General features: G+C 68.4%; 23 protein-coding genes. 14 read left to right on the top strand and 9 right to left on the bottom strand.

Translation table 11 applies throughout. The features are described 5' to 3' along the window. Nucleotides 1–20: 20 nt before the first annotated feature. From AC1RB9_RS14890 to bsrA, 4 genes are all read right to left on the bottom strand, one after another. Nucleotides 21–260 carry a DUF2790 domain-containing protein gene (locus tag AC1RB9_RS14890; protein WP_003102137.1) on the bottom strand — a complete coding sequence of 80 codons (240 nt, stop codon included), beginning with the start codon at nt 258–260 and terminating at the stop codon, nt 21–23. Nucleotides 261–385: 125 nt separating this feature from the next. Next, on the bottom strand, nt 386–1,486 hold the full coding sequence (locus AC1RB9_RS14885) for an NAD(P)-dependent alcohol dehydrogenase (protein ID WP_003113628.1): 1,101 nt from the start codon (nt 1,484–1,486) through the stop codon (nt 386–388). A gap of 330 nt (nt 1,487–1,816) precedes the next feature. Then, a complete protein-coding gene (locus AC1RB9_RS14880) occupies nt 1,817–2,245 on the bottom strand; it encodes a nuclear transport factor 2 family protein (protein ID WP_003102139.1) in 429 nt (142 codons plus the stop codon). A gap of 147 nt (nt 2,246–2,392) precedes the next feature. Continuing rightward, nucleotides 2,393–3,298 (bottom strand): LysR family transcriptional regulator BsrA, encoded by a 906-nt coding sequence (gene bsrA / locus AC1RB9_RS14875; RefSeq protein ID WP_003142490.1) that lies wholly within the window; start codon nt 3,296–3,298, stop codon nt 2,393–2,395. 125 nt (nt 3,299–3,423) lie between these two features. On the opposite strand from bsrA, the gene AC1RB9_RS14870 reads away from it, so the two are divergent. The 4 genes from AC1RB9_RS14870 to AC1RB9_RS14855 all read left to right on the top strand — a co-directional run bounded on the left by AC1RB9_RS14870 (nt 3,424) and on the right by AC1RB9_RS14855 (nt 8,741). Continuing rightward, on the top strand, nt 3,424–4,560 hold the full coding sequence (locus AC1RB9_RS14870) for an SRPBCC family protein (RefSeq protein ID WP_079275383.1): 1,137 nt from the start codon (nt 3,424–3,426) through the stop codon (nt 4,558–4,560). Nucleotides 4,561–4,596: 36 nt separating this feature from the next. Then, nucleotides 4,597–5,529, top strand: coding sequence for a LysR family transcriptional regulator (locus tag AC1RB9_RS14865; RefSeq protein ID WP_003102145.1), 933 nt, complete (start codon nt 4,597–4,599; stop codon nt 5,527–5,529). 104 nt (nt 5,530–5,633) lie between these two features. Continuing rightward, complete coding sequence (locus tag AC1RB9_RS14860) at nt 5,634–7,271, top strand: GMC family oxidoreductase (RefSeq protein ID WP_003450559.1); 1,638 nt, start codon at nt 5,634–5,636, stop codon at nt 7,269–7,271. A 21-nt stretch (nt 7,272–7,292) separates the two neighbouring features. Then, nucleotides 7,293–8,741 (top strand): aldehyde dehydrogenase family protein, encoded by a 1,449-nt coding sequence (locus tag AC1RB9_RS14855; RefSeq protein WP_003450560.1) that lies wholly within the window; start codon nt 7,293–7,295, stop codon nt 8,739–8,741. A gap of 35 nt (nt 8,742–8,776) precedes the next feature. Here the strand turns inward: AC1RB9_RS14855 and AC1RB9_RS14850 are convergent, their stop codons facing one another. The 3 genes from AC1RB9_RS14850 to AC1RB9_RS14840 are packed head-to-tail and all read right to left on the bottom strand — an operon-like array spanning nt 8,777 to nt 11,065. Beyond that, entirely contained in the window at nt 8,777–9,412 is a 636-nt protein-coding gene (locus AC1RB9_RS14850; protein ID WP_020750770.1) for an IbrB-like domain-containing protein, read from the bottom strand. Further along, nucleotides 9,330–9,842 carry a GNAT family N-acetyltransferase gene (locus AC1RB9_RS14845; RefSeq protein ID WP_003088854.1) on the bottom strand — a complete coding sequence of 171 codons (513 nt, stop codon included), beginning with the start codon at nt 9,840–9,842 and terminating at the stop codon, nt 9,330–9,332. Before AC1RB9_RS14845 ends, AC1RB9_RS14850 begins: the two co-directional genes overlap by 83 nt. Beyond that, the gene (locus tag AC1RB9_RS14840) at nt 9,839–11,065 is read right to left on the bottom strand and encodes a phosphoadenosine phosphosulfate reductase (protein WP_003450561.1); all 1,227 of its coding nucleotides are present in this window, start codon (nt 11,063–11,065) and stop codon (nt 9,839–9,841) included. The genes AC1RB9_RS14845 and AC1RB9_RS14840 overlap by 4 nt, the downstream gene beginning before the upstream one ends. An 853-nt stretch (nt 11,066–11,918) precedes the next feature. Here AC1RB9_RS14840 and AC1RB9_RS14835 point away from each other — a divergent pair. The 8 genes from AC1RB9_RS14835 (at nt 11,919) to AC1RB9_RS14800 (ending at nt 20,879) form a co-directional block, all read left to right on the top strand. After that, the gene (locus tag AC1RB9_RS14835; protein ID WP_003120281.1) at nt 11,919–12,470 is read left to right on the top strand and encodes a fimbrial protein; all 552 of its coding nucleotides are present in this window, start codon (nt 11,919–11,921) and stop codon (nt 12,468–12,470) included. An 87-nt stretch (nt 12,471–12,557) separates the two neighbouring features. Further along, the gene (locus AC1RB9_RS14830) at nt 12,558–13,304 is read left to right on the top strand and encodes a fimbrial biogenesis chaperone (protein ID WP_003088863.1); all 747 of its coding nucleotides are present in this window, start codon (nt 12,558–12,560) and stop codon (nt 13,302–13,304) included. Continuing rightward, nucleotides 13,288–15,906, top strand: coding sequence for a fimbria/pilus outer membrane usher protein (locus AC1RB9_RS14825; RefSeq protein ID WP_003450563.1), 2,619 nt, complete (start codon nt 13,288–13,290; stop codon nt 15,904–15,906). The genes AC1RB9_RS14830 and AC1RB9_RS14825 overlap by 17 nt, the downstream gene beginning before the upstream one ends. After that, on the top strand, nt 15,903–17,264 hold the full coding sequence (locus tag AC1RB9_RS14820; RefSeq protein WP_003113634.1) for a fimbrial protein: 1,362 nt from the start codon (nt 15,903–15,905) through the stop codon (nt 17,262–17,264). Before AC1RB9_RS14825 ends, AC1RB9_RS14820 begins: the two co-directional genes overlap by 4 nt. Next, the gene (locus AC1RB9_RS14815) at nt 17,254–17,967 is read left to right on the top strand and encodes a fimbrial biogenesis chaperone (protein WP_003450565.1); all 714 of its coding nucleotides are present in this window, start codon (nt 17,254–17,256) and stop codon (nt 17,965–17,967) included. The genes AC1RB9_RS14820 and AC1RB9_RS14815 overlap by 11 nt, the downstream gene beginning before the upstream one ends. Next, nucleotides 17,964–18,821, top strand: coding sequence for an EAL domain-containing protein (locus tag AC1RB9_RS14810; RefSeq protein WP_003109869.1), 858 nt, complete (start codon nt 17,964–17,966; stop codon nt 18,819–18,821). Before AC1RB9_RS14815 ends, AC1RB9_RS14810 begins: the two co-directional genes overlap by 4 nt. A gap of 140 nt (nt 18,822–18,961) precedes the next feature. Continuing rightward, complete coding sequence (locus tag AC1RB9_RS14805; RefSeq protein WP_003088871.1) at nt 18,962–19,486, top strand: DUF4142 domain-containing protein; 525 nt, start codon at nt 18,962–18,964, stop codon at nt 19,484–19,486. A gap of 28 nt (nt 19,487–19,514) precedes the next feature. Beyond that, nucleotides 19,515–20,879 (top strand): cation:proton antiporter, encoded by a 1,365-nt coding sequence (locus AC1RB9_RS14800; protein WP_003450571.1) that lies wholly within the window; start codon nt 19,515–19,517, stop codon nt 20,877–20,879. On the opposite strand, the gene AC1RB9_RS14795 is transcribed toward AC1RB9_RS14800, so the two are convergent. After that, on the bottom strand, nt 20,857–21,306 hold the full coding sequence (locus AC1RB9_RS14795; RefSeq protein WP_003450577.1) for a DUF421 domain-containing protein: 450 nt from the start codon (nt 21,304–21,306) through the stop codon (nt 20,857–20,859). The two genes, AC1RB9_RS14800 and AC1RB9_RS14795, sit on opposite strands and share 23 nt — an antisense overlap. A 25-nt stretch (nt 21,307–21,331) precedes the next feature. Next, complete coding sequence (locus AC1RB9_RS14790; protein ID WP_003088874.1) at nt 21,332–21,856, bottom strand: hypothetical protein; 525 nt, start codon at nt 21,854–21,856, stop codon at nt 21,332–21,334. Between the two features lie 248 nt (nt 21,857–22,104). On the opposite strand from AC1RB9_RS14790, the gene AC1RB9_RS14785 reads away from it, so the two are divergent. Beyond that, on the top strand, nt 22,105–22,494 hold the full coding sequence (locus tag AC1RB9_RS14785; RefSeq protein WP_003161880.1) for a response regulator: 390 nt from the start codon (nt 22,105–22,107) through the stop codon (nt 22,492–22,494). A 17-nt stretch (nt 22,495–22,511) separates the two neighbouring features. Next, nucleotides 22,512–25,034: a DNA ligase D gene (gene ligD / locus AC1RB9_RS14780; RefSeq protein WP_023110068.1), complete on the top strand. Its 2,523-nt coding sequence runs from the start codon at nt 22,512–22,514 to the stop codon at nt 25,032–25,034. Nucleotides 25,035–25,057: the final 23 nt, after the last annotated feature.

Raw genomic sequence — 25,057 nt, 5'->3', positions numbered from 1 at the left:
CGTCCTTTCCTATCGTGGTTTCATTCGTTGCTGCACGTACGCGCCTGCTTCAGGTAGTGCAACACCTGGCGCTCGCCGTGGGAGTCCAGGTATACCAGGGTGGCGCGCACCACCTGGCAGGTATCGCTGGGCGCCTCGTCGACGCTCAGCACCCTGGCCACGTCCAGCGGCATGCCGTAGACGTAGTCGGCAGTCGCCGCGCCGGCGATGACCGGCGCCAGCAGCGTGACGCAGCAGAGGTAGAGCCTGGCTCGGTTCATGGACGGTTTCTCTCCATTCCCCCGCGAAGCGACGGCGCAAGGGCGCCGCCGACGCCATGGGTGGAACCCGCTTCGTCGTTCGCGACGGGTTCGCCACCTCCGTCCAGCAGTATAGGATGACGGACTCAGTGCGGCTTGATCGCCACCTTCAGTACGTTGTCACGCTGGTTGGCGAACAGGTCGTAAGCGGCGACGATGTCGTCGAGGCGGTATTCGTGGCTGACCAAAGGCCCGAGGTTGACCCGGCCCGAAGCCACGATATTGAGCAGTCGGCGCATGCGCTCCTTGCCGCCGGGGCACAGCGCGGTATTGATCCGGTGGTCGCCGAGGCCGGCGGCGAAGGCCGACAACGGAATCGTCAGGTCTTCCGAATAGACCCCGAGGCTGGAAAGGGTGCCGCCGGGCTTGAGCACCCTCAGGGCGGTCTCGAAGGTCGATTGCGTACCGAGTGCCTCGATCGAAGCATCCACGCCGCGCCCGCCGGTGAGTTTGAGAATTTCCTCGATCACGTCGCACTCCCTGAAGTTCAGCGTGACGTCGGCGCCCATTCCACGGGCGATATCGAGGCGATGGGCGTTGCCGTCGATGGCGATGATCGTGCTGGCGCCCAGCAGCCGGGCGCCGGCGGTGGCGCACAGGCCTATGGGACCCTGGGCGAAGATCGCCACGCTATCGCCGATGCGGATGTTGGCGTTCTCCGCGCCCTTGAAGCCCGTGGACATGATGTCCGGACACATCAGCACCTGTTCGTCGCTGAGACCATCGGGTATGGGGGCAAGGTTGGCCTGAGCGTCGGGAACCAGCACATACTCGGCCTGGGTGCCGTCGATCAGGTTGCCGAAGCGCCAACCGGCGGTCGCCTTGTAGCCATGGCAGGCGCAACGGCCGGATTCCACCAGGTAGCTGCCGTCCTGCGACGGTACGCCGTCCTGGGCGGCATAGGAGTTGAAGTTGGGGCAGATGGCACCGGCGATCACGCGTTGGCCTTCGCGGTAGCCGACCACCGCGCTGCCGAGCTTTTCGATGATCCCGACCGGCTCGTGGCCCACCGTCAGGCCGGGCGCGACCGGATACTCGCCCTTGAGGATGTGCACGTCGGTGCCGCAGAGCGTGGTGGTGGTGATGCGCACCAATGCATCGTTCGGCCCCACGTCGGGAATCGGCTTGTCGACCAGCTCGATACGGCCGGGCTGGATGAATACGGCGGCTTTCATCATCTTGCTCATGGAGCATCCTCACGGTGGAGGCCCTGGGGCGGCACGGGGCAGGAAAGAACGGACGGATGCCAGGACAGTGGCGGAATTGCCGTCCGATGTCCTTGATATGGGTCATGGCCGCGATGGACGCGGGTTCGCGAAGTACCGACCTGGCGTTTTTGCTGGGAAATGTCCTCGCCCGGTTCGCTGCGGAACTACCCAAGCCCCTTCGCTGTGGCTTGGGTCGACGCTGAACGCGGGAGGGCGGGGCGTTGCACCCATGTCGGGAGTTCGCCGCGGCGGGCCGACGCTGCGCTCTTGGCAAAGGCAGCGTCGGGCCTTGGCCCAAAGGCTATCGCCTCAGGCCTTGCTCGCGGCCAGATAGGAGGCCAGGCGCCGGCCCATCTCCTCGCCGAGGGCCTGGAGGCCGCTCATGGGACGGACCATCACTTCGAAGTCGACGATCCGGCCGTCGTCGTCGAAGCGGATCATGTCGATGCCTTTCAGTTCGCGTTCGCCGACCCGTGCGCTGAATTCCAGCACCACGCTGCGGCCGTCGGCGCTGGCCAACTGGCGGTGATAGGCGAAATCCTCGAAGACCGTGAGCACGGTATTCAGGATCATCGAGACCACCGGTGCGCCGGCATACGGCTTGTGCGCCATCGGCGAGCGGAACACGGCATCGGGGTGCAGCAGGCGCGGCAACCCGGAGAGGTCGCGGCGGGCGATCAGCCCGTGCCATTCGGCGAGGGTGGCGGCGGCGTTGGCTTCGAGCGGCAGGCTGGTCATACGGTGGCTCCTCTGGCGGGTGCTGGACTGTATCCCCGGGGCGGCCTGGGGCCGGTTGCGGGGCGGAGCCTCACCATAGGTTGCGGGAAAGGCCTCGCTCAATGATCGAAAGTGACGGAAGACTGATCCTCGCGCGCAACCTATGACTCAGCCCTGTTCGATCTGCACGATCTGCTCGCGCAGCCATTGCAGGCCGGGCGTCGCTTCCTGCTGGCGATGCCAGATCAGGTTGACCTGCACTGGGGCCATCTCGAAGGGGACGTCCGCCAGTTGCAGACCATGGCTGCCGGCGAAACGCTCGGCCAGGCGGCGCGGCACGGTGCCGAGCAGCTCGGTGCTGGCGACGATGGCCGGGATGGTCAGGTAGTGAGGCACCAGCAATTGCACCTGGCGCTGTACCCTGGCCGAGCCGAGGACGATCTCCAGCGGACTGCCGCGCCCGACCCGCGGCAGGATCGAGACGTGCTGCGCGGCCTCGTAGGCCGCGCGGTCGAGGCCGCCGCGGAAGGCCGGATGGCCCTGCCGGCCGATCACCACCAGGCGTTCCTCGCCGACCGGCCGGTAGGCCAGCTCGGGCTCGTCGAAGTACAGGTAGTCGATCGCCAGGTCGAGTTCGCCGCTGGCCAGTTGCGCCGGGATCGAGGCGCCTTCGTCGGGACGTACCTCCAGCGTCACCCGCGGGGCCAGGGTCTTCAAGCGGGTCACCAGGCCCGGCAGCAGGCGCAACTGGGCATAGTCGTTCATCGTCAGGCGAAAGGTCCGCGCAGTGTGCGGATCGAAGGTTTCCTGGGAGCCAAGGCCGGCCTGCAGCAGATGCAGGGCCTGGCGCACCGGCACGTACAGGGCGAGGGCGGCGGCGGTGGGTTCCAGGCCCTTGGCGGTGCGCCGGAACAGCGGCTGGTCGAGCTGTTCGCGCAGGCGGGCGAGGGCGTTGCTCACCGCCGGCTGGCTGCGATGCAGGCGGATCGCCGCGCGCGACAGGTTGCGTTCGCGCATCAGGGCATCGAAGACCAGAAGCAGGTTGAGGTCGAGCTGCTGCAAGTTCAGCTTCATGAATAATCCTCATTCTATTTATCCATTACCCTGATAAGACTGGCATCGCTACACTCGAATGCAAGCCCTTCCGCCCCGGCGGATCGGCCCGGTTCGCGGCCCAGCCAATAACAATCACACGCGAGATGCCGACCATGTCCTTCGATCCCCAACCCTTTCGCCAGCAGTACCGCGCGGCCATCCGGCCCGGCTACAACCCCTGGCTGCACGCCGGCTTCGTCCTCGCCTACGGCGGCGCCTGGATCGTCTTCTTCCTCTCCCGACTCGAGCAGCCGAGCCTGCTGGAATGGCTGACGGTGCCGGCCGCGCTGGTGTTCTTCAACTGGGGCGAGTACCGCATCCACAAGTCCCTCGGCCACCACAAGCACCCGCTGGGGCGGATGTTCTACAAGCGCCATACCGGCGACCACCACAGCTTCTTCGTCGCCGGCCAGATGCGCTACGAACAGGCCCGCGACTGGCGGGTGATCCTGTTCCCGGCCTGGCTGGTGGTGGTCTTCAGCCTCGGCGCGCTGCTCGCCTGGAGCCTGCTCGGCCTGCTGAACGACAACCTCGCCGCGCTGTTCGCCGCGACCCTGCTGCTGGGCTACCTCAGCTACGAGATCTTCCACGCCTGCGAACACCTGCCGCCGGAGCATCCGCTCAGCCGTCTGCCGTGGATCCGCCACATGCGCCGCCTGCACGAACTGCATCACCGTCGCGAGCTGATGCAGACGCACAACTTCAACCTGGTCTTCCCGTTGATGGACTGGTGCTACGGTACCCTCCACTGGGAAGCGGAAACCGCCGAGGAGCACGCCATGACCCGCATGCAGCACCGAATCGAGATCGCCCGCGGGCCCGAGGCGACCCTCGCCTACGCCGCCAGCCCGGGGCTCTGGCCGGAATGGCATCCCTCGTCGTTGCGGGTCGACGGCGCCGCTGGCCCGCTGCCGGCCGGCGCGCGCTTCGAGGAGGACATCCACGCCGGCGGCCGCGCCGGGCACTTGTCCTGGACGGTGGTCGAGTACCAGCCGGGCCGCCTCTGGCGCGCCAACGCCCGTGGCGACCACGGCCTGCACCTGCGCCTGAGCTACGAATGCCAGCCGAGCGCGGCCGGCACCCGCTTCGTGCGCACCCTGGAATACCGCTTCGACGGCTGGTCGATGCGCCTGGCCAACCTGTTCCTGCTGCGCCGTCGCATCGAACGCGAGTCGGAGGAGTCCATGCACCGCCTGCGTCGGGTCGCCGAGGCGCGGATAGCGGCGGCGGAAAGCGTATGATCGGGGTCCGCGGGGGCGGATCGCAGAAGGACACCGATGAACAAGTTTGCCGAAATGACCACCTTCGTCAGCGTAGTCGACGCCCATAGCTTCTCCGAGGCCGCCCGCCGCCTGGGCACCACCAAGTCGCAAGTCAGCCAGCGTATCCAGCAACTGGAGAGGCGCCTGGGCCGGGTGCTGCTGAACCGCACCCGGCCGCTGAGTCTCACCGACCCCGGTCGCACCTACTACGAACATGCCTGCCGCCTGCTACAGGAGCTGGAGCAGGCGGAAGCCTCGGTGCTCGACGCCGACGACGACCTGCGCGGCCAGTTGCGCCTCTCCGCGCCGCTGGCCTTCACTCCGCGCTACCTGGCGCCGCTGCTGGCGCGCTTCGCCGAGCGCCATCCGCAATTGCGGGTGGACGTGCAGGCCGACGATCGTTTCGTCAACCTCCAGGAACCGCGCTTCGACATGGCCCTGCGCATGGGCCGGCTGGACGACTCCTGCCTGGTGGCGCGGCCGATCACCGCCAACCGCCACCTGCTCTGCGCCAGTCCCGACTACCTGGCGCGGCATGGCGTGCCGCAGCATCCCGAGGAATTACAGGCGCACGACGGGCTGGTCTACTACAACCGCGAGCCCGGCGGCATGCTCTGTCTGCCGGTGGACGGCGAACCGGCCTCGTTCCGCATCCGGGTGAGGATGCGCACCGACTCCGGGCACCAGTTGCTCGAAGGTGCGCGCGCCGGGCTCGGCCTGGCGATCCTGCCGAGCTTCCTGGCCGCCGATGCCTTGCTGGCCGGCGAGCTGCTGCCGGTCCTGCCTGGCTACTCGCCGGACGGCGGGCAGGTTTCCGTGGTCTACCGCAAGACCCAACGGACGCCCCGGAAGATCCTCGTCCTCGGCCAGTTCCTCGAAGAGGAAATCGGCGATCCGGCACCCTGGGACCGCGCGCTCATCGAGCGTGGCCTGTTGCCGCCGGGCTGAGTTCGGAAAAACCGAACCAGCGGTTCGCCTTCCGCTGTCTGTCGCCGAGGGCGCGCCGGGCATAGCGTTGTTCCCGTCAATCGATCTGGATACGGGAGAACCCCATGCACCAACCCGAAAACCCGGCGCGCCGCACCTTGCTGGCGCAGACCGTCGCCGGCTCCGCCGCGCTCGCCCTGGGCTCGCTGCTCGGCGGCGCGCCCGGCGTGGCCAGCGCCACGGCGGAAACGCCCCGCAAGGCCTTCGATGGCGGCAGGATCGATGTGCTGATCGTCGGCGGCGGCTCCGCCGGCGCGGTCCTCGCCCGGCGCCTGAGCGAGCGCGGCGACCGCCGGGTACTGTTGCTGGAAGCCGGCCAGGCCTATCCGGCCTGGGACTACCCCAGGATCATCGCCAGCAGCGACAGCGTCGGCGGCGACCCCTCCAGCGACTGGGGCTACCAGTCCCAACCGGGGGCGATCGGGCACCCGATCCATGCGATCCGCGGCAAGGTCCTCGGCGGCAGCTCGGCGATCAATGGCGCGGTGGCGATCCGCGCGCGGCGCGAAGACTTCACCCGCTGGAACCTGCCGGGCTGGTCCTACGACGACCTGCTGCCGGCGTTCCGCCGCCTGGAGACCCGCCAGGGCGGTGACCCGGCCCTGCACGGCGGGGACGGACCGCTGCCGGTGCGGCAACTGAGCCGCGCCGATCTCTCGCCGATGCAGAGGGCCTTCGTCGACGCCACCCTGGCCAACGGTTTCAAGGCCATCGCCGATTTCGACGGCGCCGACGCCAACGGCGTCGGGCCGTACCCGATGAATGTCGTCAACGGTGTGCGCGTCAACACCGGCATGGCCTATCTCGACAACGCCGTGCGCGGCCGCGCCAACCTGTCGATCCGCGGCGACGCGCTGGTCGACCGGGTGCTCTTCGAAGGCAAGCGCGCGGTGGGCGTGCGCCTGGCCTCCGGCGAGGAAATCCACGCCGGCGAAGTGATCCTCAGCGCCGGCGCCTACGGCAGCCCGGCGATCCTGCTGCGCTCCGGTGTCGGCCCGGCCGACGAGCTGAAGGCGCTGTCGATCCCGTTGCTTGCCGACTTGCCGGTGGGCCGCCGGCTCAAGGACCATCCGTTCTACTACAACGCCTATGCCGCCCGGCCGGAGCGCATCGGCGCGCAGTCGCCGGTGATCGGCGCCAAGCTCTGGACCCATAGCTCGCGGGCGCAGAACGGCGAGCTGGACCTGCACATCACCGCCACCCACCTGTTCCCCGCCGAGATGAGCCCGACCGGGGTCGGCTTCGTCCTCGCCGTGGCCCTGACCCGGCCGCAATCGCTGGGCAGTGTGCGCCTGGCCAGCCGCGACCCGGCCGTCGCGCCGCTGATCGACCTGAACTTCCTCTCCGAGGCCGAAGACCGCGCGCGGTTGCTGGAAGGGGTCAAGCTGGCGCGCCGGATAGGCCGCAGCGAACCGCTCGCCGGGCTGATCCACGCCGAACTCGGACCAGGGCCCGAGGCACGCAGCGATGCGCAGATCGAAGCGGCGATCCGCGCCACCCTCGATACCTACCACCACCCGACCTCCAGCGCGCCGATGGGCCGCGCCGGCGAGCGCTGGGCGGTGGTCGACCTGGAGGGCAGGGTGCATGGCCTGCAAGGATTGCGGGTGATCGACGCCTCGATCTTCCCCGATGCCATTTCGGTGGCCACCAACATCACCACCATCGCCGTTGCCGAGCACCTCGCGCAGCGCATCGCCTGACCGACCCAGGAGAACTTGCAGATGAACGGACACGCCAGACACTGGATCGACGGCGCATGGCTCGATTCCGCGCAGCGGGGACAATCCTTCGACCCGGCCAGCGGCCAGCCGATCGGCACCTACGCCGACGGCGGGCGGGCCGAGGCCGATGCGGCGATCGCCGCCGCTGTGCGCGCCTTCGAAGATGGTCCCTGGAAGGACGACCACGCGCTGCGCGCGACAGCCCTGGAGGAAATCGCCGCGGCCTTCGAGCGGCATGCCGATGCGCTCATCGACCTGCTTGCCCTGGAGAACGGCAAGATCAAGCCCGAGGCTGCCTTCGAGGTCGGCATGGTGCCGGGCAAGCTGCGCTACTACGCCGGCCTGGCGCGCAGCGAACGGGGCGCCAGCGGCACGCCGCGCCCCGACGTGGTGTCGCTGGTGCTGCGCGAGCCGATGGGCGTCGCCGGTATCATCGTGCCGTGGAATTCACCGGTGGTGCTGATGATCCGCTCCCTGGCGCCGGCGCTGGCCGCCGGTACCACCACGGTGGTGAAGATGCCGGGGCAGACCGCGCAGACCAACGCCCTGGTCGCGCGGATCATCGCCGAAGCGCCGTCGCTGCCTGCCGGGGCGGTGAACATCTTCAGCGAATCGGGTTCCGAAGGCGCCCGGCGATTGATCGACGCGGCCGAGGTGCCGGTGATCAGCTTCACCGGCTCGAGCGCCACCGGCCGAGCGATTTCCGCCGCCGGCGCGCGGCACCTGAAGCGCTTCGGCCTGGAACTGGGCGGCAAGACACCGCACCTGGTGTTCGACGACGCCGACCTGGACGCCGCCTTGCCCGTGCTGGAGAAGTCGCTGACGGTGTTCGCCGGGCAGTTCTGCATGACCGGTTCGCGCCTGCTGGTGCAGCGCGGCGTTGCCGAACGGCTACGCGAACGCCTGGCGCAGCGCCTGGAAAACCTGCGCGTGGGGCCGGCGGCGGACCCGCGCAGCGACATGGGGCCGCTGATCGACAAGGCCAACGTCGAGCGCGTCGAGCGAGCCGTACGCCAGGCCATCGCCGCCGGCGCGCGGGTGGTGGTCCGCGGCGGCCCGGTAACCGAGGGCGAGCTGGCGACCGGCGCCTTCTACCGTCCGACCCTGCTGGAGGTCGATGATCCGGACCTGGACATCGTGCAACAGGAAACCTTCGGACCGGTGCCGACCCTGCAGGTATTCGAGCACGAGGAGGAGGGCGTCGCCCTGGCCAACCGCAGCGAGTACGGGCTGGCGGCCGGGGTCTGGACCCGCGAGGTCGCGCGTGCCTTCCGGGTGGCGCGGAAGATTCGCGCCGGCACGGTGTGGATCAACGACTGGGCCAAGGTCTACGACGAATTCGAGGAGGGCGGCTACCGCCAGTCCGGCCTCGGCCGGCTGAACGGGGTCGCCGCCCTGGACGACTTCGTCGAGTACAAGCACATCAGCCTGACCACCGGCGCGGCCTGAGCCTGGGCGAGCGGTGCGGCCGACGGCGCCGCCCGCTACTCCCAGGAGCGGGAATACACGTGTTCGCGGAACAGCTCGGGCAATCCGGAAACCTGCTTGAAACGCAGCACCTCGTCATTGTCCATGCCCAGTTCGCGGGCCACGTCGGCCTCGCTCCAGCCGGCCTTGAGCAGGGTCACCACGATCGCCGTCATCGGCAATACGCCGTGCACGCCGCGTGCGCGGTTGTGGCGGATGGTGGCGGCGATGCGCTCGCTGTCGCCTTCACGCCCGGCGCGTATCGCGGCGACCGGCAGGTAGCCGTGCAAACGCTGGCGCAGCGCGCCCTTGGCGCTGCCCACGCGCAGGCGGTGAAAGCCGTCGACCACCTCGTAGCGCCCGTCGGCCTGCGGATAGGCGACGATGGGCTGGGTGAATCCGTCGGACTCGATGGACAGCCTCAGCAGTCGCATCTCCGGCGGCGCGACGGTATTGGGGTTGTAGTCGTTGCCGGCGACGCGCTCGGCACGCACCCACTGCACGCAATCGACCGGCTCTTCGGCGAACGGACTGTGCGCGTGGAGCAGCCGGCGGATCCGGTTGATGGCTTCAATCCGCTCGGCAAGCGGCAACCCGTGCAGTTCGCCGAACAGCGCCTCGGCCCGCTCCGTCAGTGTCTTTGTCTGTGCCATGGGCTTTCCTCATGAGCGTCACCCAGCTACCCCGGGTGGAATGCACGGCGAAGCCGTGCGGTTCGAGAAGGCGCGCGCAGGCCTGGGGCGCGCGGGTGGTACAGGCCAGCCCGAGTTGGTCGACATGCCCGAGGACCCGCTCGCGCAGGGTGCGGAACAGCCCGCGACCGCGCGCTTCCGCACGCAGGTAGGCATCGCGCAGGCGAACCACGTCGGGATGTTGCTCCAGGCTGACGAACCCCAGTATCCGCGTGTCCCCCTGGCGGCGGAGCACGAACCAGCGGTGGTAGGGACCGTCGCTCAGCGGGTAGCCGCCGCATTCGCGGCGCACCCGGGCGCTGGCGAAGAAGCGGCCCATGCTGGCGAAGAAGGCGGCCTCGTCGTCGAACGAGCGCCACTGCAGGATCTCGCAGTCTTGCGGGCGGATCACGAGCGCTTCTCCCGACCGGGGACCAGTCTGTCGATATCGGCCTGGGAGAAGCCGAAGGACAGCGAGCGGGCCATGTCCTGCTTCAGCAGGGATAGCGCGATACGCCGCCAGGACGGCTGCTTGCGACGATTCTCCAGGGCCGGGATCCCCGCGTCCGGCCAGATGGCAAGGGGATAGTCGTGCTGCTTCCACCAGAGGATGAAACGCTCGATGCGCCGCTGGTAGATGCCGCGCAGAGGCGGCGGCATGCTGCGCAGGAGGAACTGGCTGTACTCGCGCCAGGTGCCGAAGGAGGGCGGCAGGCCAAGGCCGCCACGGTAGCCGAGGAAGCGCTGGCGACAATAGCGCGCCCCGTAGTTGGCGCCGGCGACGCGCCGGACCACGCGGAACCAGGTGCGCGGCTCGATCCGGTGGAACAGGTCGAGGCCCTTGCGCTGGTCGTCGCCATAGGGCTGGCAGATGCGCATCTGCGAGAACGGCACGCCGGCGCGGTACATCTGGTCGTAGAGGCGGTTGTAGGCGTAGCCATGGTCGGCGACGCAGCGCCAGAGGTCCTCGAAACGCCAGTCGTAGATCGGGAAGAAGCTCACCGCCTGCGGGTTGGCCCGGTCGCGCGCGCTCCAGGCCAGCGGCGCGGAGCCGCCCGGCGGCGTCCAGGCGCATTGTTTCGCCCGGCTCCTGCGCTTGACCGCCAGGTAGCGATTGAGCGATTCGTCCGAACGGATGCCGACCAGGAACGCGGTAGGCTCTTCCCTGGACAGCCAGGCGTTGAAGCCGGCGACGAACTCCTCGAACTCCATGCGGTAGCGGTAGAAGGGGAAGAACCCCGGGTCGCTGATCACCCCCGGCTGCTTCGGCAGCGGGCGCACCCAGTCGGCCTCGGCGCCGGGTTCCCAGCAGCACCAGTAGGGTTCCTCCAGGCTGGAGGCGTTGCGCAGGTTGAGTGGCAGGCAGACCCACCAGGGGCGTACGTCGGGACGCCCGAGCATCTCGCTGACGTGATCGATGGTGGCCTGGTACTGCCCCTCCAGGTCGATGAACAGTACGTCCACCGGGCTGCGTCCCAACTCGCGTGCCACGTCCAGCGCCAATTGCAGGGTGACCGAGCTGTCCTTGCCGCCGGAGAAGGCGACACAGACGCGCTCGAAGTTCCGGAATACCAGTCGGAGGCGGGATAGGGTTGCGGCATGCACATCGGCATCCTGGTAATGCTTGCCTGCCATGGGTGCGAACCTCTTCTTTTAATAACTATTGAGGGAGACCGTTGCGACGACGGTCCATGTGCAATGTTTGTTTCGGAGTTTCTCCAGGCTATTTTTTCGAGAGTCGCGGCAGCCGGCACGTTCGGCGACGTTGGACTCCGAATCAGTGGATAACGGAAATATGTCCAGGCACTTGGCAGAGCGACGACCAACAGGCCCGACAACTGTCGTGCAGGAACTTTTTCAATGCTAGGCGAAGCCGTGGTTCGAGTTGTTGACTTGTCGCAAGACGGATTCTCCGAACAGCATCGGCGCAGCGCCCACTTGCAACGAGAGTGCGCACGCCGCCGTTGGCACTCGTCTGCGCACCGGACTTCTGAGCGGCGGCGGAAAAAGCTTGCTGCGCAAGGAGAAGCGCCTGCGGGTGAACATGAAAATTGCCCGGGAAAAGTCGAAGGTAATTATTCGTTGAATAACAGGGAAGTGCATACTTCCAACTTGGAAGTTAACTGCATGGCACCATCCATGCATTACACGGATGACGGTTTTTATTATAAGTCCAAACTGGCGAAGACAAGCAAGAGAGGCCGGGATGCCAGAGTTCCATAGTCGGAAATACAAGCGTTGCAATGTCGACGGATAGCACGAAGAGGCGGCGGTACCCTGCGAAACGAGGCAATTCCCCGAATGGCGGGCACTCGAACGGATTTATAAGTCCGCCGTTCGGCGTTCACCTCGACGCCTGTGCACGGGATACTTATATCGGTGGTTCGCACCACTGATTATCGATTTGAACTCGTTCGAGTCTTTACCGCGTTCCCGGCCGAAATAAAAGGCGGGTGGACGATTATTGCCTCACACAAGGAACATAGGCATGACCAGAACTTCGAACCCATGCGCAGTGGTATTGGCCTTTGCGGCAATTGCCGCTTCGGGAACCGCGATGGCGGCAAACACTATCACATTCAGCGGCGAAGTGACCGACCAGACCTGCCAGGTCGCGGTCAACGGCTTCACCGACCCCACGGTGATCCTCGACAGCGTACCGGTGAGCGCCCTCGATGGCGCAGTGGGCCGCAGCGCCGGCGAAACCGCCTTCACCCTGCAACTCACCGATTGCGTCGCGCCGACGGCCGACGAGCATTTCACCACCCTGTTCCAGGCCACCAACCCCAGCGCCGCCGGGAACCTGGTGAACACCGCCGCCAGCGGCGCGACGGGCGTGGCGCTGCAATTGCTCGATAGCGTCGGCGGCAACCCGGTCGACCTGGCCGGCGGCGCGGCGGTGCCCGCCGGCGACATCGTGCTCGCCAACGGAGCCACCAGCACCAGCTACGACTACGCGGTGCAGTACGTCTCCGAAGCGGCGACCGTGACGCCCGGTCCGGTACTCGGCGCCGTGACCTACACGCTGCGTTACGAGTGAATGCCGGCGGCGCATGCGCCGCCCCTTCCTTTTCCCAGCACTAAAGCCGGGCCCGGTCGCTGGACCGTGCCCGGCCAGGTAAGCCGCATGCCCAGACATTCGTACCGATCCGGCAGGACATCGGCGCTTCTGCTCGTCCTGCTGGCGAGCATCGCCCAGGCGCGGGCAAGCGTGGTGGTGACCGGGACCCGGGTGATCTATCCCGGCGAGGCACGGGAGAAGACCGTGCAACTGAGCAATCGCGATGCGTTTCCCAACGTCGTCCAGGCCTGGGTCGACATCGACGCCCCGGACGCGCCGCCGGACCAGGCGGACGCGCCGTTCCTGGTCAACCCGGCGGTATTCCGCATGGCCCCGGACAGCGGCCAGACGCTGCGCATCGTCTACACCGGGCAGGGCCTGCCGGGCGATCGCGAATCGCTGTTCCATCTCAACGTCCTGCAGATCCCGCCACGCAACAGCAGCCATGCGGATCGGAACCAGATGCTGCTGATGCTGCGCAATCGCCTGAAGCTGTTCTACCGCCCGGCGGGCATCCAGGGCCGTCCCGAGGACCTGCCCGGGCAACTGCGTTTCGCACTGGTCCGGCGCAGCGCCGGCTGGGCGGTGCGGGTGGACAACCCGAGCGGCTACTACGCCTCGTTCGCCAGCGCCACGCTCAGCGTCGGCCAGCGCCGCTGGCGCTTGCGCAGCGGCATGCTGGAGCCGCGCAGCCATGCCGAATGGCAGGCCGAAACCCGAGAAGCCCTGCCGCCGGGACGCGTGCGCCTGCACGCGCTGCTGATCAACGACTACGGCGCCCATATGGATATCCGTCATGACCTATCGCCATGAACGCCGCTGCCGCACCGGCACGGCCCTGATGGCGGGCGGCATGGCGCTGGCGGCGAGCGCCTTCGGTCATGCCCAGCCCGGCTACGAATTCGATGATCGCCTGTTGCTCGGCTCTTCCCTGGGCGGCGGCGACCTGTCGCGCTTCAACCAGGACGGTCGGATCGATCCGGGTCGCTATCACGTCGATGTCTACCTCAACGAGCGCTTCGCCAGCCGCAGCGAAGTGAGTTTCCGCGCCAACCCCGCCAGCGGCGCGGTGGAGCCCTGCCTCGACGAAGACTTCCTGCGCCAGCGCCTCGGCGCCAAGCCTGGTGACGATCCGCGCAAGAGCGGCGACGGGCGCCACTGCGCCTTTCTCGGTGCACGCCTGCCCGGCTCGCGGTTCAGCCTGGACATCGCCCGCCTGCGCCTGGATCTCTCGGTGCCGCAAGCCTTGCTCGACCTCAAGCCGCGCGGCTACGTCAGCCCCGAGGAGTGGGACGCCGGCGACAGCATGGGCTTCGTCAACTACGACACCAACCTCTATCGCTCCGACTACCGCGGCGGCGAATCGGGACGATCGGACTACGCCTATGTCGGCCTGAACAGCGGCATCAACCTCGGCCTGTGGCGTTTGCGCCACCAGTCCAACTACACCTATTCCCGCTACAACGGGCAGGCCAGGCGCAAGTGGAACAGCATCCGCACCTATGCCCAGCGCGCCTTGCCGGCCTGGCGCAGCGAACTGACGGCGGGGGAGAGCTACACCGCCGGCAACCTGCTCGGCAGCATCGGCTACCGCGGCCTGAGCCTGGCCACCGACGACCGCATGCTGCCCGAGTCCCTGCGCCGCTATGCGCCGCAGGTGCGCGGCACCGCGGCCACCGCGGCGCGGGTGGTGATCAGCCAGAACGGCAGGAAGATCCGCGAGGTGAATGTCGCCCCCGGTCCGTTCGTCATCGACGATCTCTACGACAGCGCCTATGCCGGCGATCTGGATGTCCAGGTGTTCGAAGCCGATGGCAGCGTATCGAGCTTCAGCGTGCCGTTCGCCTCGGTCCCGGAGTCCATGCGTCCCGGCCTGTCGCGCTACAGCTTCACCCTGGGCCAGGCGCGCCAGTACGGCGACGGCGACGACCTGTTCGCCGACTTCACCTACCAGCGCGGCATGAGCAACGCCCTGACCGCCAACCTGGGACTGCGTGTCGCCGACGACTACCTGGCCATGCTGGGCGGCGGCGTCCTCGCCACCCGCTTCGGCGCCTTCGGCCTGAACAGCACCTATTCCAGCGCACGCGTCGAGGATGGCGCGCGCAAGCAGGGCTGGCGCATCGGGCTCGACTACAGCCGGACCTTCCAGCCCACCGGCACTACCCTGACCCTGGCCGGCTACCGCTATTCCACCGAAGGCTATCGCGAACTCGGCGACGTGCTCGGCTCGCGCGACGCACTGCGCCACGGGGACACCTGGGATTCCGGCAGCTACAAGCAGCGCAACCAGTTCAACCTGCTGGTGAGCCAGGCCCTCGGCGGTTACGGCAACCTCTATCTTTCCGGCTCCTCCAGCGATTTCTACGACGGCAAGAGCCGCGACACCCAATTGCAGTTCGGCTACTCCAATACCTGGGGGCAGTTGAGCTACAACCTCGCCTGGTCGCGGCAGACCACCACCTACTACCAGGAGCAGGGCGACCAGGACCCTGGCGTCGAGCTGCTCCGGCGCGACCGGCGCAGCGGCCAGCGCAACGACACCCTGACCCTCAGCGTCTCCATGCCGCTGGGTTCTTCCAGTCGGGCGCCGACGCTCAGCGCCATGGCTACCCGGCGCTCCGGCGACAGCCGTGGCGGCAGCCTGCAAACCGGGCTGAACGGTACGCTGGGCGACGAGCGTACCTGGAGCTACGCGCTGTCCGCCAACCGCGACAGCGAGGTCGCCGACACCACCTGGAACGGCACGTTGCAGAAGCAGGCGGCGCTGGCCACCGTGAATGCCGGCTATGCCCAGGGCGATCGCTACCGGCAATACAGTGGCGGCATCCGTGGCGCGCTGGTCGCCCACCGCGACGGGCTGACCCTTGGCCCCAGCGTCGGCGATACCTTCGCCCTGGTCGAGGCCAAGGGCGCCAGCGGTGCCGCGATACGCGGCGGGCAGGGCGCGCGCATCGACGGCAACGGCTATGCGCTGGCCCCCTCGCTGTCGCCCTATCGCTACAACCCGATCTCCCTCGATCCCGTTGGCATCGATCCCGACGCCGAACTGCTGGAAACCGAGCGCAAGGTCGCGCCCTACGCCGGTGCCAGCGTGCGCGTGACGTTCAGGACGCTGACCGGCCATCCGCTGCTGATCCAGGCACGGCGCGAGGACGGCAGTGTGCTGCCGCTCGGCGCCGTGGTGGTCGACGACGGCGGGGCGGCCATCGGCATGGTCGGGCAGGGCGGCCAGGTCTATGCGCGCGCGGAAAACCAGCGGGGCAGGTTGCTGGTGCAATGGGGAACGGCTCGCAAGGAGCGTTGCGAGTTGCCCTACGACCTGGCCGGTGTGTCTCGCGACCAGGCGCTGATCCGCCTGCGCGGCACCTGCCGGGCAGCCACCACCGACTCCAACCTGGAGAACGCCAGATGAACCGCACGCTTCCCCTGCTGCCCGCGCTGGCCCTCGGCGTGTTGCTGGGGCTTCCCGCCAGTGGCCAGGCGACTTGCTACCGGGTCACCTCGGTAGGCAGCGAGACGACCACCTCGAACACCCAGATCCGCCCAGGCGAAGGTACCGCCGGCAGCTGGACCGGCGCCTGCGACACCTGCAATGGCTCGCTCGGCCTGCCCAGCGTGGTCAACGTCAGCGACGAGAGTTTCCAGCCCTATCCGACGCTCATCGCCAGCGCGGTGGCGCCGCTGACCCAGTACGGCGCCACCGGCGGCTACGACCCCGAACGGGTGTTCTTCCGCTGTAGCGCCGGGGACGCCGTCTACGAGATGTTTTCTACCAACGGCGACGATCTCTATAGCGGCTACTACACCGGCGCCGACACGGTGGGCAACGACATCGGCCTGCAGGATGCCTACCGGACCGCCTGGCCCAACGTGCTGCTGCGCCTGACCAACGTCGAGACGGGGGAAACCATCACGCCGATCTGGAAGGAGCGCCAGCTCTCCGGGCTGGACATCGACTCGCGCGGCTTCCAGCTGGTCAAGGCGAAGAACCTCGCAGCGGTACGCGCCGAGCTGTACAGCGCGCCGCTGGAGGCGATCCGCTACTACTCGCCGACGATCCTCTCGCAGCCCTATTCCTACACCCAGCCGGCGGCCTACATCGCCATCAAGGGGCCGGGCCTGACCGCGCCGACCGTCGGCCAGGCGCACGTGGGCGGCAACTGGGGCGGCTGGTACAGCAACTGGCCGGGTGCCATCGGGCTGTACCGCTACGTGACCCTGAAACGCTATCCCACCTGCGCGGTGATGACGGTCACCCCGCACGTGCAGTTCCCGTCCATCACCCTGGCCGAGATCGATAGCGGCGGCGTGCGCGAGGCGCCCTTCGAACTCACCTTCAAGTGCCAGAGCGGCATGACCAACGGCACCGGGGCCGGCGCCACGGCGCTGGGCATCCGCGTGTCCAGCGGGGCCCTGGCGGCCAGCCCGGCGCTGGGCCTGGTCAACGCCAGTGGCGGACTGTCCTACCTGCTCTCCGACCGTTACGGGGAGCCGGGCATTGCCCGTGGGGTCGGCATCCGCATCTACCGCGACGGCACGCCGATGACGCTCCTGGCCAACGAGAACTCCGCCGGCGGCAGCAACGCCGAGGCCACCGGCTGGTACCCCGCCATCGGTGGCGCGACCCAGGCCAACGGCGGTAGCGGCGGCATCGACCTGTACCGCGAAACCTTCCGCGCGCGCCTGGAGAAACTCGCGCTCGGCAGCCAGCCCGGCGTCACGGCGGGGCGAGTCGAGGCCACGGCGCAGGTGGTTATCCGTGTCCAGTAGGCGCGCGCTCGCGCTGCTGGCCATGCTTTGCCTCGCGCCGACGAGCGAGGCCGGAGTGACCGCGGAGCGCACCCGCCTGGTGTTCGTGGAGGGCCAGCGCGAGGCCTCGTTGCTGCTGGTCAACCAGAATCCCTACCCGGTGCTGGTGCAGGCGTGGGTCGATGACGGTGCCCTCGACGGCGAACCGGATACCGCGCTGGCTCCGTTCCTGCCGCTGCCGCCCGTATTCCGCCTGGAGCCGGGACGCCAGCGCAGCCTGCGCCTGCTGGCTACCGGCCAGGCCCAGGCACGGGATCGCGAATCGCTGTACTGGCTGAACATCTACGAGATCCCCCCGCAAGCCACCGCCGAGGCCGCTGGCCGGCCCCGGCTCACGGTCACCCTGCGAACCCAGATGAAGGTGCTGTACCGCCCGCACGGCCTGCATCCGCACGCCGAGGACGCGGCCGCCGAACTGGGCTTCGCGCTGCGCGACGAGACCCTGCGGGTGGACAACCCGACGCCGTACTTCGTGTCCCTGGCGGGGCTGGCGCTGGAGATAGGGGAGACGCGCCTGGATCTGCCCGGAACGCTGCTGGCTCCGCGCTCGCAACGACGCCTCGGCCTGCCGCGGCGGGTGGCCGGCGGGACGCGCGGCGAGGTGGCGTTCGACTGGATCGACGACAACGGCGTCAGCCGCCAGGAAAGGAAAGCTCTACAGTGAACAGTTCCCCACAGGCTCGCCAGCACGAGCACCCACCGGCCGTTGCCGCCTCCCTGGCCGGCGACCTGCGCCTCGCCCGGCGTTTCCAGGCCGCCCTGGCGCGCGGTCGGGTGCGCCTGGACTGGCAGGCCGTACGGCATGCCGGGCATCCGGAATGGGAGCCGCTCTACCGGGAAACCCTGCTCAGGGTCACGGCCGCCAGCGGCGAGCCGCCGTTGCCGACCCAGGAACTGATCCTGGCGCTGGAGCGGCTCGGCCTGATACGCCTGCTCGATCGCTGCGTGCTGGGCACGGTCCTCGACCGGCTGAACGCCGAGCCTACCTTGCGCCTGGCCTGCAACCTGTCGCGCCAGAGCGCGGCGATGGATGCCTGGTGGGAAGCGGTCTGCCGATGGCTGGCCGCCCGTCCGCAGGTGGCACGGAGGCTGACGCTGGAGCTGACCGAGACCGCCGTGGGCGAGAGAGTCGCGACCCGGGAGTTCATCCGACGCCTGCGCGAACATGGCGTGCGCATCGCGATAGACGACTTCGGCGCGGCGCACAACAACCTGGACTTCGTTCTCGATGCCCGTCCCGATGTGATCAAGATCGATTGCCGGTATACCCGCGAAGCACGTCGCTCGGCGAAGGGCGCCGAAGTGCTGCGCCATCTGCTGGCCCTGTGCCGCGAACTGGCGCCCTGCGTGGTCCTGGAAGGTCTCGAGGAGGACGATGCGTTCGCCCGGCTGCCGACCGGGGACGTCTATCTCCAGGGCAACGCGATCGCGCCGCCGATGCGGGTCGAACCGCCGCTGTCCGTACGCCGGCCGAAGAGCCGGGCGCGGATCGAGGCGCTGGCGAGCCGCCAGGGGTGACCGGGGAGGGCGCCCGGCCTGGCACGGTCGGCGAAAAATCTGAACGGTCGGCCGGCGGCGCCGTCACAGCAGCGACGATGCCGAGGTGCGTTGTGCCGAAGTCCCGGCATTTTTTCCCTGTCACGCCAACGGAGTCGACCATGAACAGAGCAATCAGCCTTCCCCTCAAGGGAGCCGCCTGGCTCCTGCTGGTCCTGGCCCTGCCTTTCGCCAACGCCCAGGACATGAACAAGACCGCGCCACAGACCTTCGTCAGCGAGGCCTCGGCGGCCGGCGTAGCGGAAATCGAAGCCGGCAAGATGGCGCTGGAAAAGAGCACCGCCGCCGATGTGAAGGTATTCGCCAAGCAGATGATCGACGACCACGGCAAGGTCAACGCCGAACTGCGCAGCCTGGCCGAGCGCAAGAAACTGGAGGTCGAAGACGACGCCAGCCTGACCGACAAGGCCAAGGCGACCCTGCTCGACCTGCGCGACGCCTCCTTCGACCCGGCCTACGCCAATAACCAGGTGGCGGCTCACGAAAAAGCCGTGGAACTGTTCACCCAGGCCGCGGACAACCTGACCGACCCGGAACTGCAGGCATTCGCCAAGACCCATCTGCCGGCCCTGAAGCATCACCTGGAGATGGCCCGCGCGCTGGCCAAGGCGCACCCATCCAAGTAACGCCCCCGCGGGCGGAGCCTGGCCAGGCATGAGTTTCAGCCTGTGGTTGCTGGTACTGGGCTGCATCCTGCTGACGCTCGGCCTGGCTTCGGCCTACCTGCGCCTGCTGCCGGTCAGCACGTCGCTCATCTACCTGCTGTTCGGCCTGGCCATCGGTCCGGCCGGGCTGCACGCCTGGCGCAGCGGCCTGGCGGACATCAGCGGCTGGTTCGAACACCTCAGCGAGGCGGCGTTGCTGATCTCGCTGTTCATCGGCGGCCTCAAGCTGCGCCTGCCGTTGCGCTCGCCGGCCTGGACCGCTGCCTGGCTGCTGGCCGGACCAGTCCTGCTCGGCTGTATCCTCGGCCTTACCCTGGGCGCGCATTTCCTGTTCGGCCTGGACTGGGGGCTGGCCTTGCTGGTCGCGGCGATCCTCGCGCCTACCGACCCGGTGCTGGCCAGCGACATCCAGGTCAACCACGCCGGCGACGACGATCGCCTGCGCTACGCCGTATCCGGCGAGGCGGGACTCAACGACGGCATCGCCTTTCCCTTCGTCATCGCCGCCCTGCTGCTGATCGGTCAGGGCGGCGGCCTGCCTGGCGAGTTCGACCGCAGCGGCCTGGACTGGCTGCTGCGCGACGTCCTCTGGGCCATCCCCGCCGGATTGCTGGTGGGCTATTGCCTGGGCCATGGCCTCGGCCGCCTGGCCATCCACCTGCGGGCGCGGCACACCGACACCTCGGTGTCGGCCAACGACTTCCTCGCCCTGGCGCTGATCGCGCTGTCCTATGTCGGCGCCGACGCGCTGGGCGGCTGGGGCTTCCTCGCCAGCTTCGCCGCCGGGATCGGCCTGCGCCACGCCGAGGTGGCGACGCTGGGACACGCCTCGGCACCGGCCGAGGCGCAGGCGGCCGCCGCCGACGTGCGCGAGGCCGGGCAGGCCAGCGGCGCCATCGAGTATGGCGCCGACCGCAGCGAACACCCGAAGGTGGCGGCCGGCGCGGTGATGCTCGACGTGCTCTCCTTCGGCAACCTGCTGGAGCGCTCGCTGGAAGTGCTGCTGGTGACCCTGCTCGGTGCCATGCTCTACCAGCACTGGGACTGGCGCGCGCTGCCGCTGGCGCTGCTGCTGTTCTGCGTGTGTCGGCCGGCGATGGTCTGGCTGCTGGTCGGCCGGCGGCTGATGCACCCGGCGCAGCGGCGCCTGCTCGGCTGGTTCGGCATCCGCGGCATCGGCAGCCTGTACTACCTCAGCTACGCGCTGAACCAGGGGCTGCCTACGGCGCTCGCGCATACCGCCAGCGACCTGGTGCTGAGCCTCGTCGCCCTGAGCATCTGCGTGCACGGCCTGAGCATCCAGCCGCTGCTGATGCGCCACGCGCGCAGCGTCAGTCGCCGCGATCGGGAATGATCGAGATCTTGCCGTTCTTCTCGAGGATGGCGAAGCGGATCTGCTCCATGCGTTCCAGGCCCTGGGTCTCGCGGGCGGCCAGGAGAATGTCTTCCTCGCGCAGGCGGGCCTCGGCCAGGCGTGCGTGCAATGGCCTGCCGTACTCGACGATGAGCGTCGGCGAGCCCTCGATCAGGGTGTCGAGCTTCGGATGGCGCAGCTTGAGCAGGGACAGACCGACGTCGATGACGATCAGGGTGATGATCACCAGTACCGCGTTGACCAGCGAGAAGTCGTCGCCCAGCAGCGCCTGCTGGGTGGCTTCGCCGATGATCATCAGCAGCAGCAGGTCGAAGGTGGTGATGTCGGTCAGTGAACGCCGCCCGGCGATGCGGAAGAGTACCAGCAGGACCAGGTAGAGCGCGGCGACTCGCAGTACGGAATCCATCGTGCGCCTCCTCGGAACGGATGACTCAGGGGTAGATGAACTGGTCGAAGGCCAGGCTTTCGCCGGCGAACTCCAGTCGACTGGCGACTTCGCCGAGCTGGTTCGGCAACAACGTCAGGAACAGGCTCAGGCGACCGTCTTCGTCGAGCCTTCCCTCCAGTTCCAGGCCACCCCGCCAGCTGTGACTGCGCAGCGGTTGCGGTTGCAGGCTCTGGATGCTGTGCGCCTGTAGCAGTCCGCCGCCCAGGCGCACGCCAACCTCGGTGCCCGGCGCGCCGCGCAGATCGATGCGCAGGCGGCTGGCGGCGCCGCTGCGTTCGAAACGCTCGTAGGCCAGGGTCAGCCTGCCGCTGTCGCTGACCAGCGTCCGCGAACTCAGAGGCCCGCCGGCGAACACCCCGGTCAACGCCAGGAGGATCACCCCGAGCAGGACCCACAGGCCCGCCCGTTCGAAACGCCAGGCGCGGCGCTGGCTTTCCAGGCGCTCCGGGATCGGATACTCGCGCTGGTCGAACGCATCGTCTGCGGCGTCTTCTGGGGCAGGGCGCATGGCTGGCTCCTTCGCTCGCGGTCTCTCAGGCTGGACCCCGGTCGACGCGGTTGGTGCCGGCGGGCTTACCAGCGGTCGGCGCGGGTCGGGCAATCTGCACGATGAACAGGCGCCTTCCGGGCACTCTGCTGATCGCACTTTGCGATCAGCCCGCGCCCAATCGCCGTGGTCACGCTGCTCCGGCGCAAGCGGGGCGGACGGCGCGAACCTTGCAGCGAAGCCTTCCTGACAATCCGACAGGGAGAACCATGGTGAACGGAGAAAACAAGATCGTCCTGGTCCTCGAAGAACACGCCGAGCAGCTCTGGCGGATCGAGGAATTCCTCCTCGATCGAGGCTACGCGGTGCTCAGCGCGGCGAGTCGCGACGAAGCCCTCGACCACCTGGCCTCGGACGCGGTGATCGACCTGTTCCTGCTCAGCGAGCAGCTCGAAGGTCCTCTGAGCGGCAGCATGCTCATCGAAACCAGCCTGCCGGTGCGCCCGCGGATGCGGGTGATCCTGCTCAGCGACAGCGCTCGCGTCGGCATCGACCCGGCGGCACCCTATCCGGTGCTGCTCAAACCGGTGACCCTGGAGGAACTGGGGAAAGCCATCGACCTGGTCCTGCACAGCGCGCCGGTCTGCCCCGGCGTCTGACCACCGAGGAGCCCACCATGCCCAGCAGCAAGCCGCTCGCCGAGTACGCCCGCAAGCGCGATTTCCGCCAGACCCCGGAGCCCAGCGGCCGCAAGCCTCGCAAGGACAGCACCGGGCTGCTCCGCTATTGCGTCCAGAAGCACGACGCCAGCCGCCTGCACTACGACTTCCGCCTGGAGCTGGATGGCACCCTGAAGAGCTGGGCGGTGCCCAAGGGGCCGTGCCTCGACCCGGCGGTGAAGCGGCTCGCGGTGCAGGTTGAGGACCATCCGCTGGACTATGCCGATTTCGAAGGCAGCATCCCCCAGGGGCACTACGGCGCCGGCGATGTCATCGTCTGGGACCGAGGCGCCTGGACGCCTCTGGACGATCCGCGCGAGGGCCTGGAAAAGGGCCATCTCAGCTTCGCCCTGGATGGCGAGAAACTCTCCGGGCGTTGGCACCTGATCCGCACCAACCTGCGCGGCAAGCAGCCCCAGTGGTTCCTGGTCAAGGCCAAGGACGGCGAGGCGCGCAGCCTGGATTGCTTCGACGTGCTGAAGGAGCGTCCCGACAGCGTGCTCAGCGAGCGTACGCTGCTGCCCCGCCATGGCGAAGCCGCCACGCCCGCGGCCAGGCCGGCGCGACGCGGCAAGAGCGGGGGGAAGACGCCGATGCCCGAATGGATCGCCCCCGAGCTGGCCAGCCTGGTCGAGCAGCCTCCGCGAGGGGAGTGGGCCTACGAACTCAAGCTGGACGGCTATCGGCTGATGAGCCGCATCGAAGACGGCCGCGTGCGCCTGCTGACCCGCAACGGCCATGACTGGACCGAACGCCTGCCGCACCTGGAGAAGGCCTTGGCCGGGCTCGGTCTGCAGCGCAGTTGGCTGGACGGCGAACTGGTGGTCCTCGACGAGGAGGGTCGACCGGACTTCCAGGCCCTGCAGAACGCCTTCGAGGAAGGTCGCGGCGAGAACATCCTGTACGTCCTCTTCGACCTGCCGTACCACGAAGGCGAGGATCTGCGCGATGTCGCCCTGGAGGAGCGCCGCGCGCGCCTGGAGGCGCTGCTGGAAGGGCGCGACGAAGACCCGCTGCGGTTCTCCGCGACGCTCGCGGAAGACCCCCGCGACCTGCTGGCCAGCGCCTGCAAGCTCGGTCTCGAAGGCGTGATCGGCAAGCGTCTGGGCAGCGCCTACCGTTCGCGCCGCAGCAACGACTGGATCAAGCTGAAGTGCCAGTTGCGCCAGGAGTTCGTGATCGTCGGCTATACCGAGCCGAAGGGCTCTCGCCGGCATATCGGCGCCTTGCTGCTCGGCCTCTACAGCCCTGACGAGGAGCGCCGGCTGCGCTATGCCGGCAAGGTCGGCAGCGGCTTCACCGCGGCCAGCCTGAAGAAGGTCCGTGAGCGCCTGGAACCCCTCGCGGTCCGCTCCAGCCCATTGGCGAAGGTGCCGCCGGCGCGCGAGACCGGGTCGGTGCAGTGGGTGCGCCCGCAACAGCTGTGCGAGGTTTCCTATGCGCAGATGACCCGTGGCGGGATCATCCGCCAGGCAGTGTTCCACGGCTTGCGCGAAGACAAGCCGGCGCGCGAGGTGACCGGCGAGCGTCCCGCCGGCCCGCCGTCGCTGCGCGGCGCGCGCAAGGCCGGCGCCGGTGCGTCGCGGGCGGCCACCGCCGGCGTGCGCATCAGCCATCCGCAGCGGCTGATCGACCCGTCGATCCAGGCCAGCAAGCTGGAACTCGCCGAGTTCCATGCGCGCTACGCCGACCTGCTCCTGCGCGACCTGCGCGAGCGCCCGGTGTCGCTGGTGCGCGGCCCCGACGGAATCGGCGGCGAACTGTTCTTCCAGAAGCACGCGGCGCGCCTGAAGATCCCCGGCATCGTCCAGCTCGACCCGGCGCTCGATCCCGGTCATCCGCCGCTGTTGCAGATCCGCAGCGCCGAGGCGCTGGTCGGCGCGGTGCAGATGGGCAGCATCGAATTCCATACCTGGAACGCCAGCCTGGCCAACCTGGAGAGGCCCGACCGTTTCGTCCTCGACCTCGACCCGGACCCGGCGCTGCCGTGGAAGCGCATGCTCGAAGCGACCCAGCTGAGCCTGACGTTGCTCGACGAGCTGGGCCTGCGCGCCTTCCTCAAGACCAGCGGCGGCAAGGGCATGCATCTGCTGGTGCCGCTGGAGCGCCGGCATGGCTGGGACGAGGTCAAGGATTTCGCCCAGGCCATCTCCCAGCACTTGGCGCGCCTGATGCCGGAGCGTTTCTCGGCGGTTTCCGGGCCGCGCAACCGGGTCGGCAAGATCTTCGTCGACTACCTGCGCAACAGCCGCGGCGCCAGCACCGTGGCCGCCTACTCGGTGCGCGCCCGCGAAGGGTTGCCGGTGTCGGTACCGGTGTTCCGCGAGGAACTCGACTCGCTGCAGGGCGCCAACCAATGGAACCTGCGCAGTCTGCCGCAGCGCCTCGACGAACTCGCCGGCGACGATCCCTGGGCCGACTACGCCGGCACCCGCCAGCGCATCAGCGCGGCCATGCGGCGCCAGCTCGGGCGCGGCTGACCGTCCGCGAAAAAGGCGGAACT

It is taken from the genome of Pseudomonas sp. 20-5 (assembly GCF_056782835.1).
This window is presented reverse-complemented; position numbering and strand designations above follow the sequence as displayed.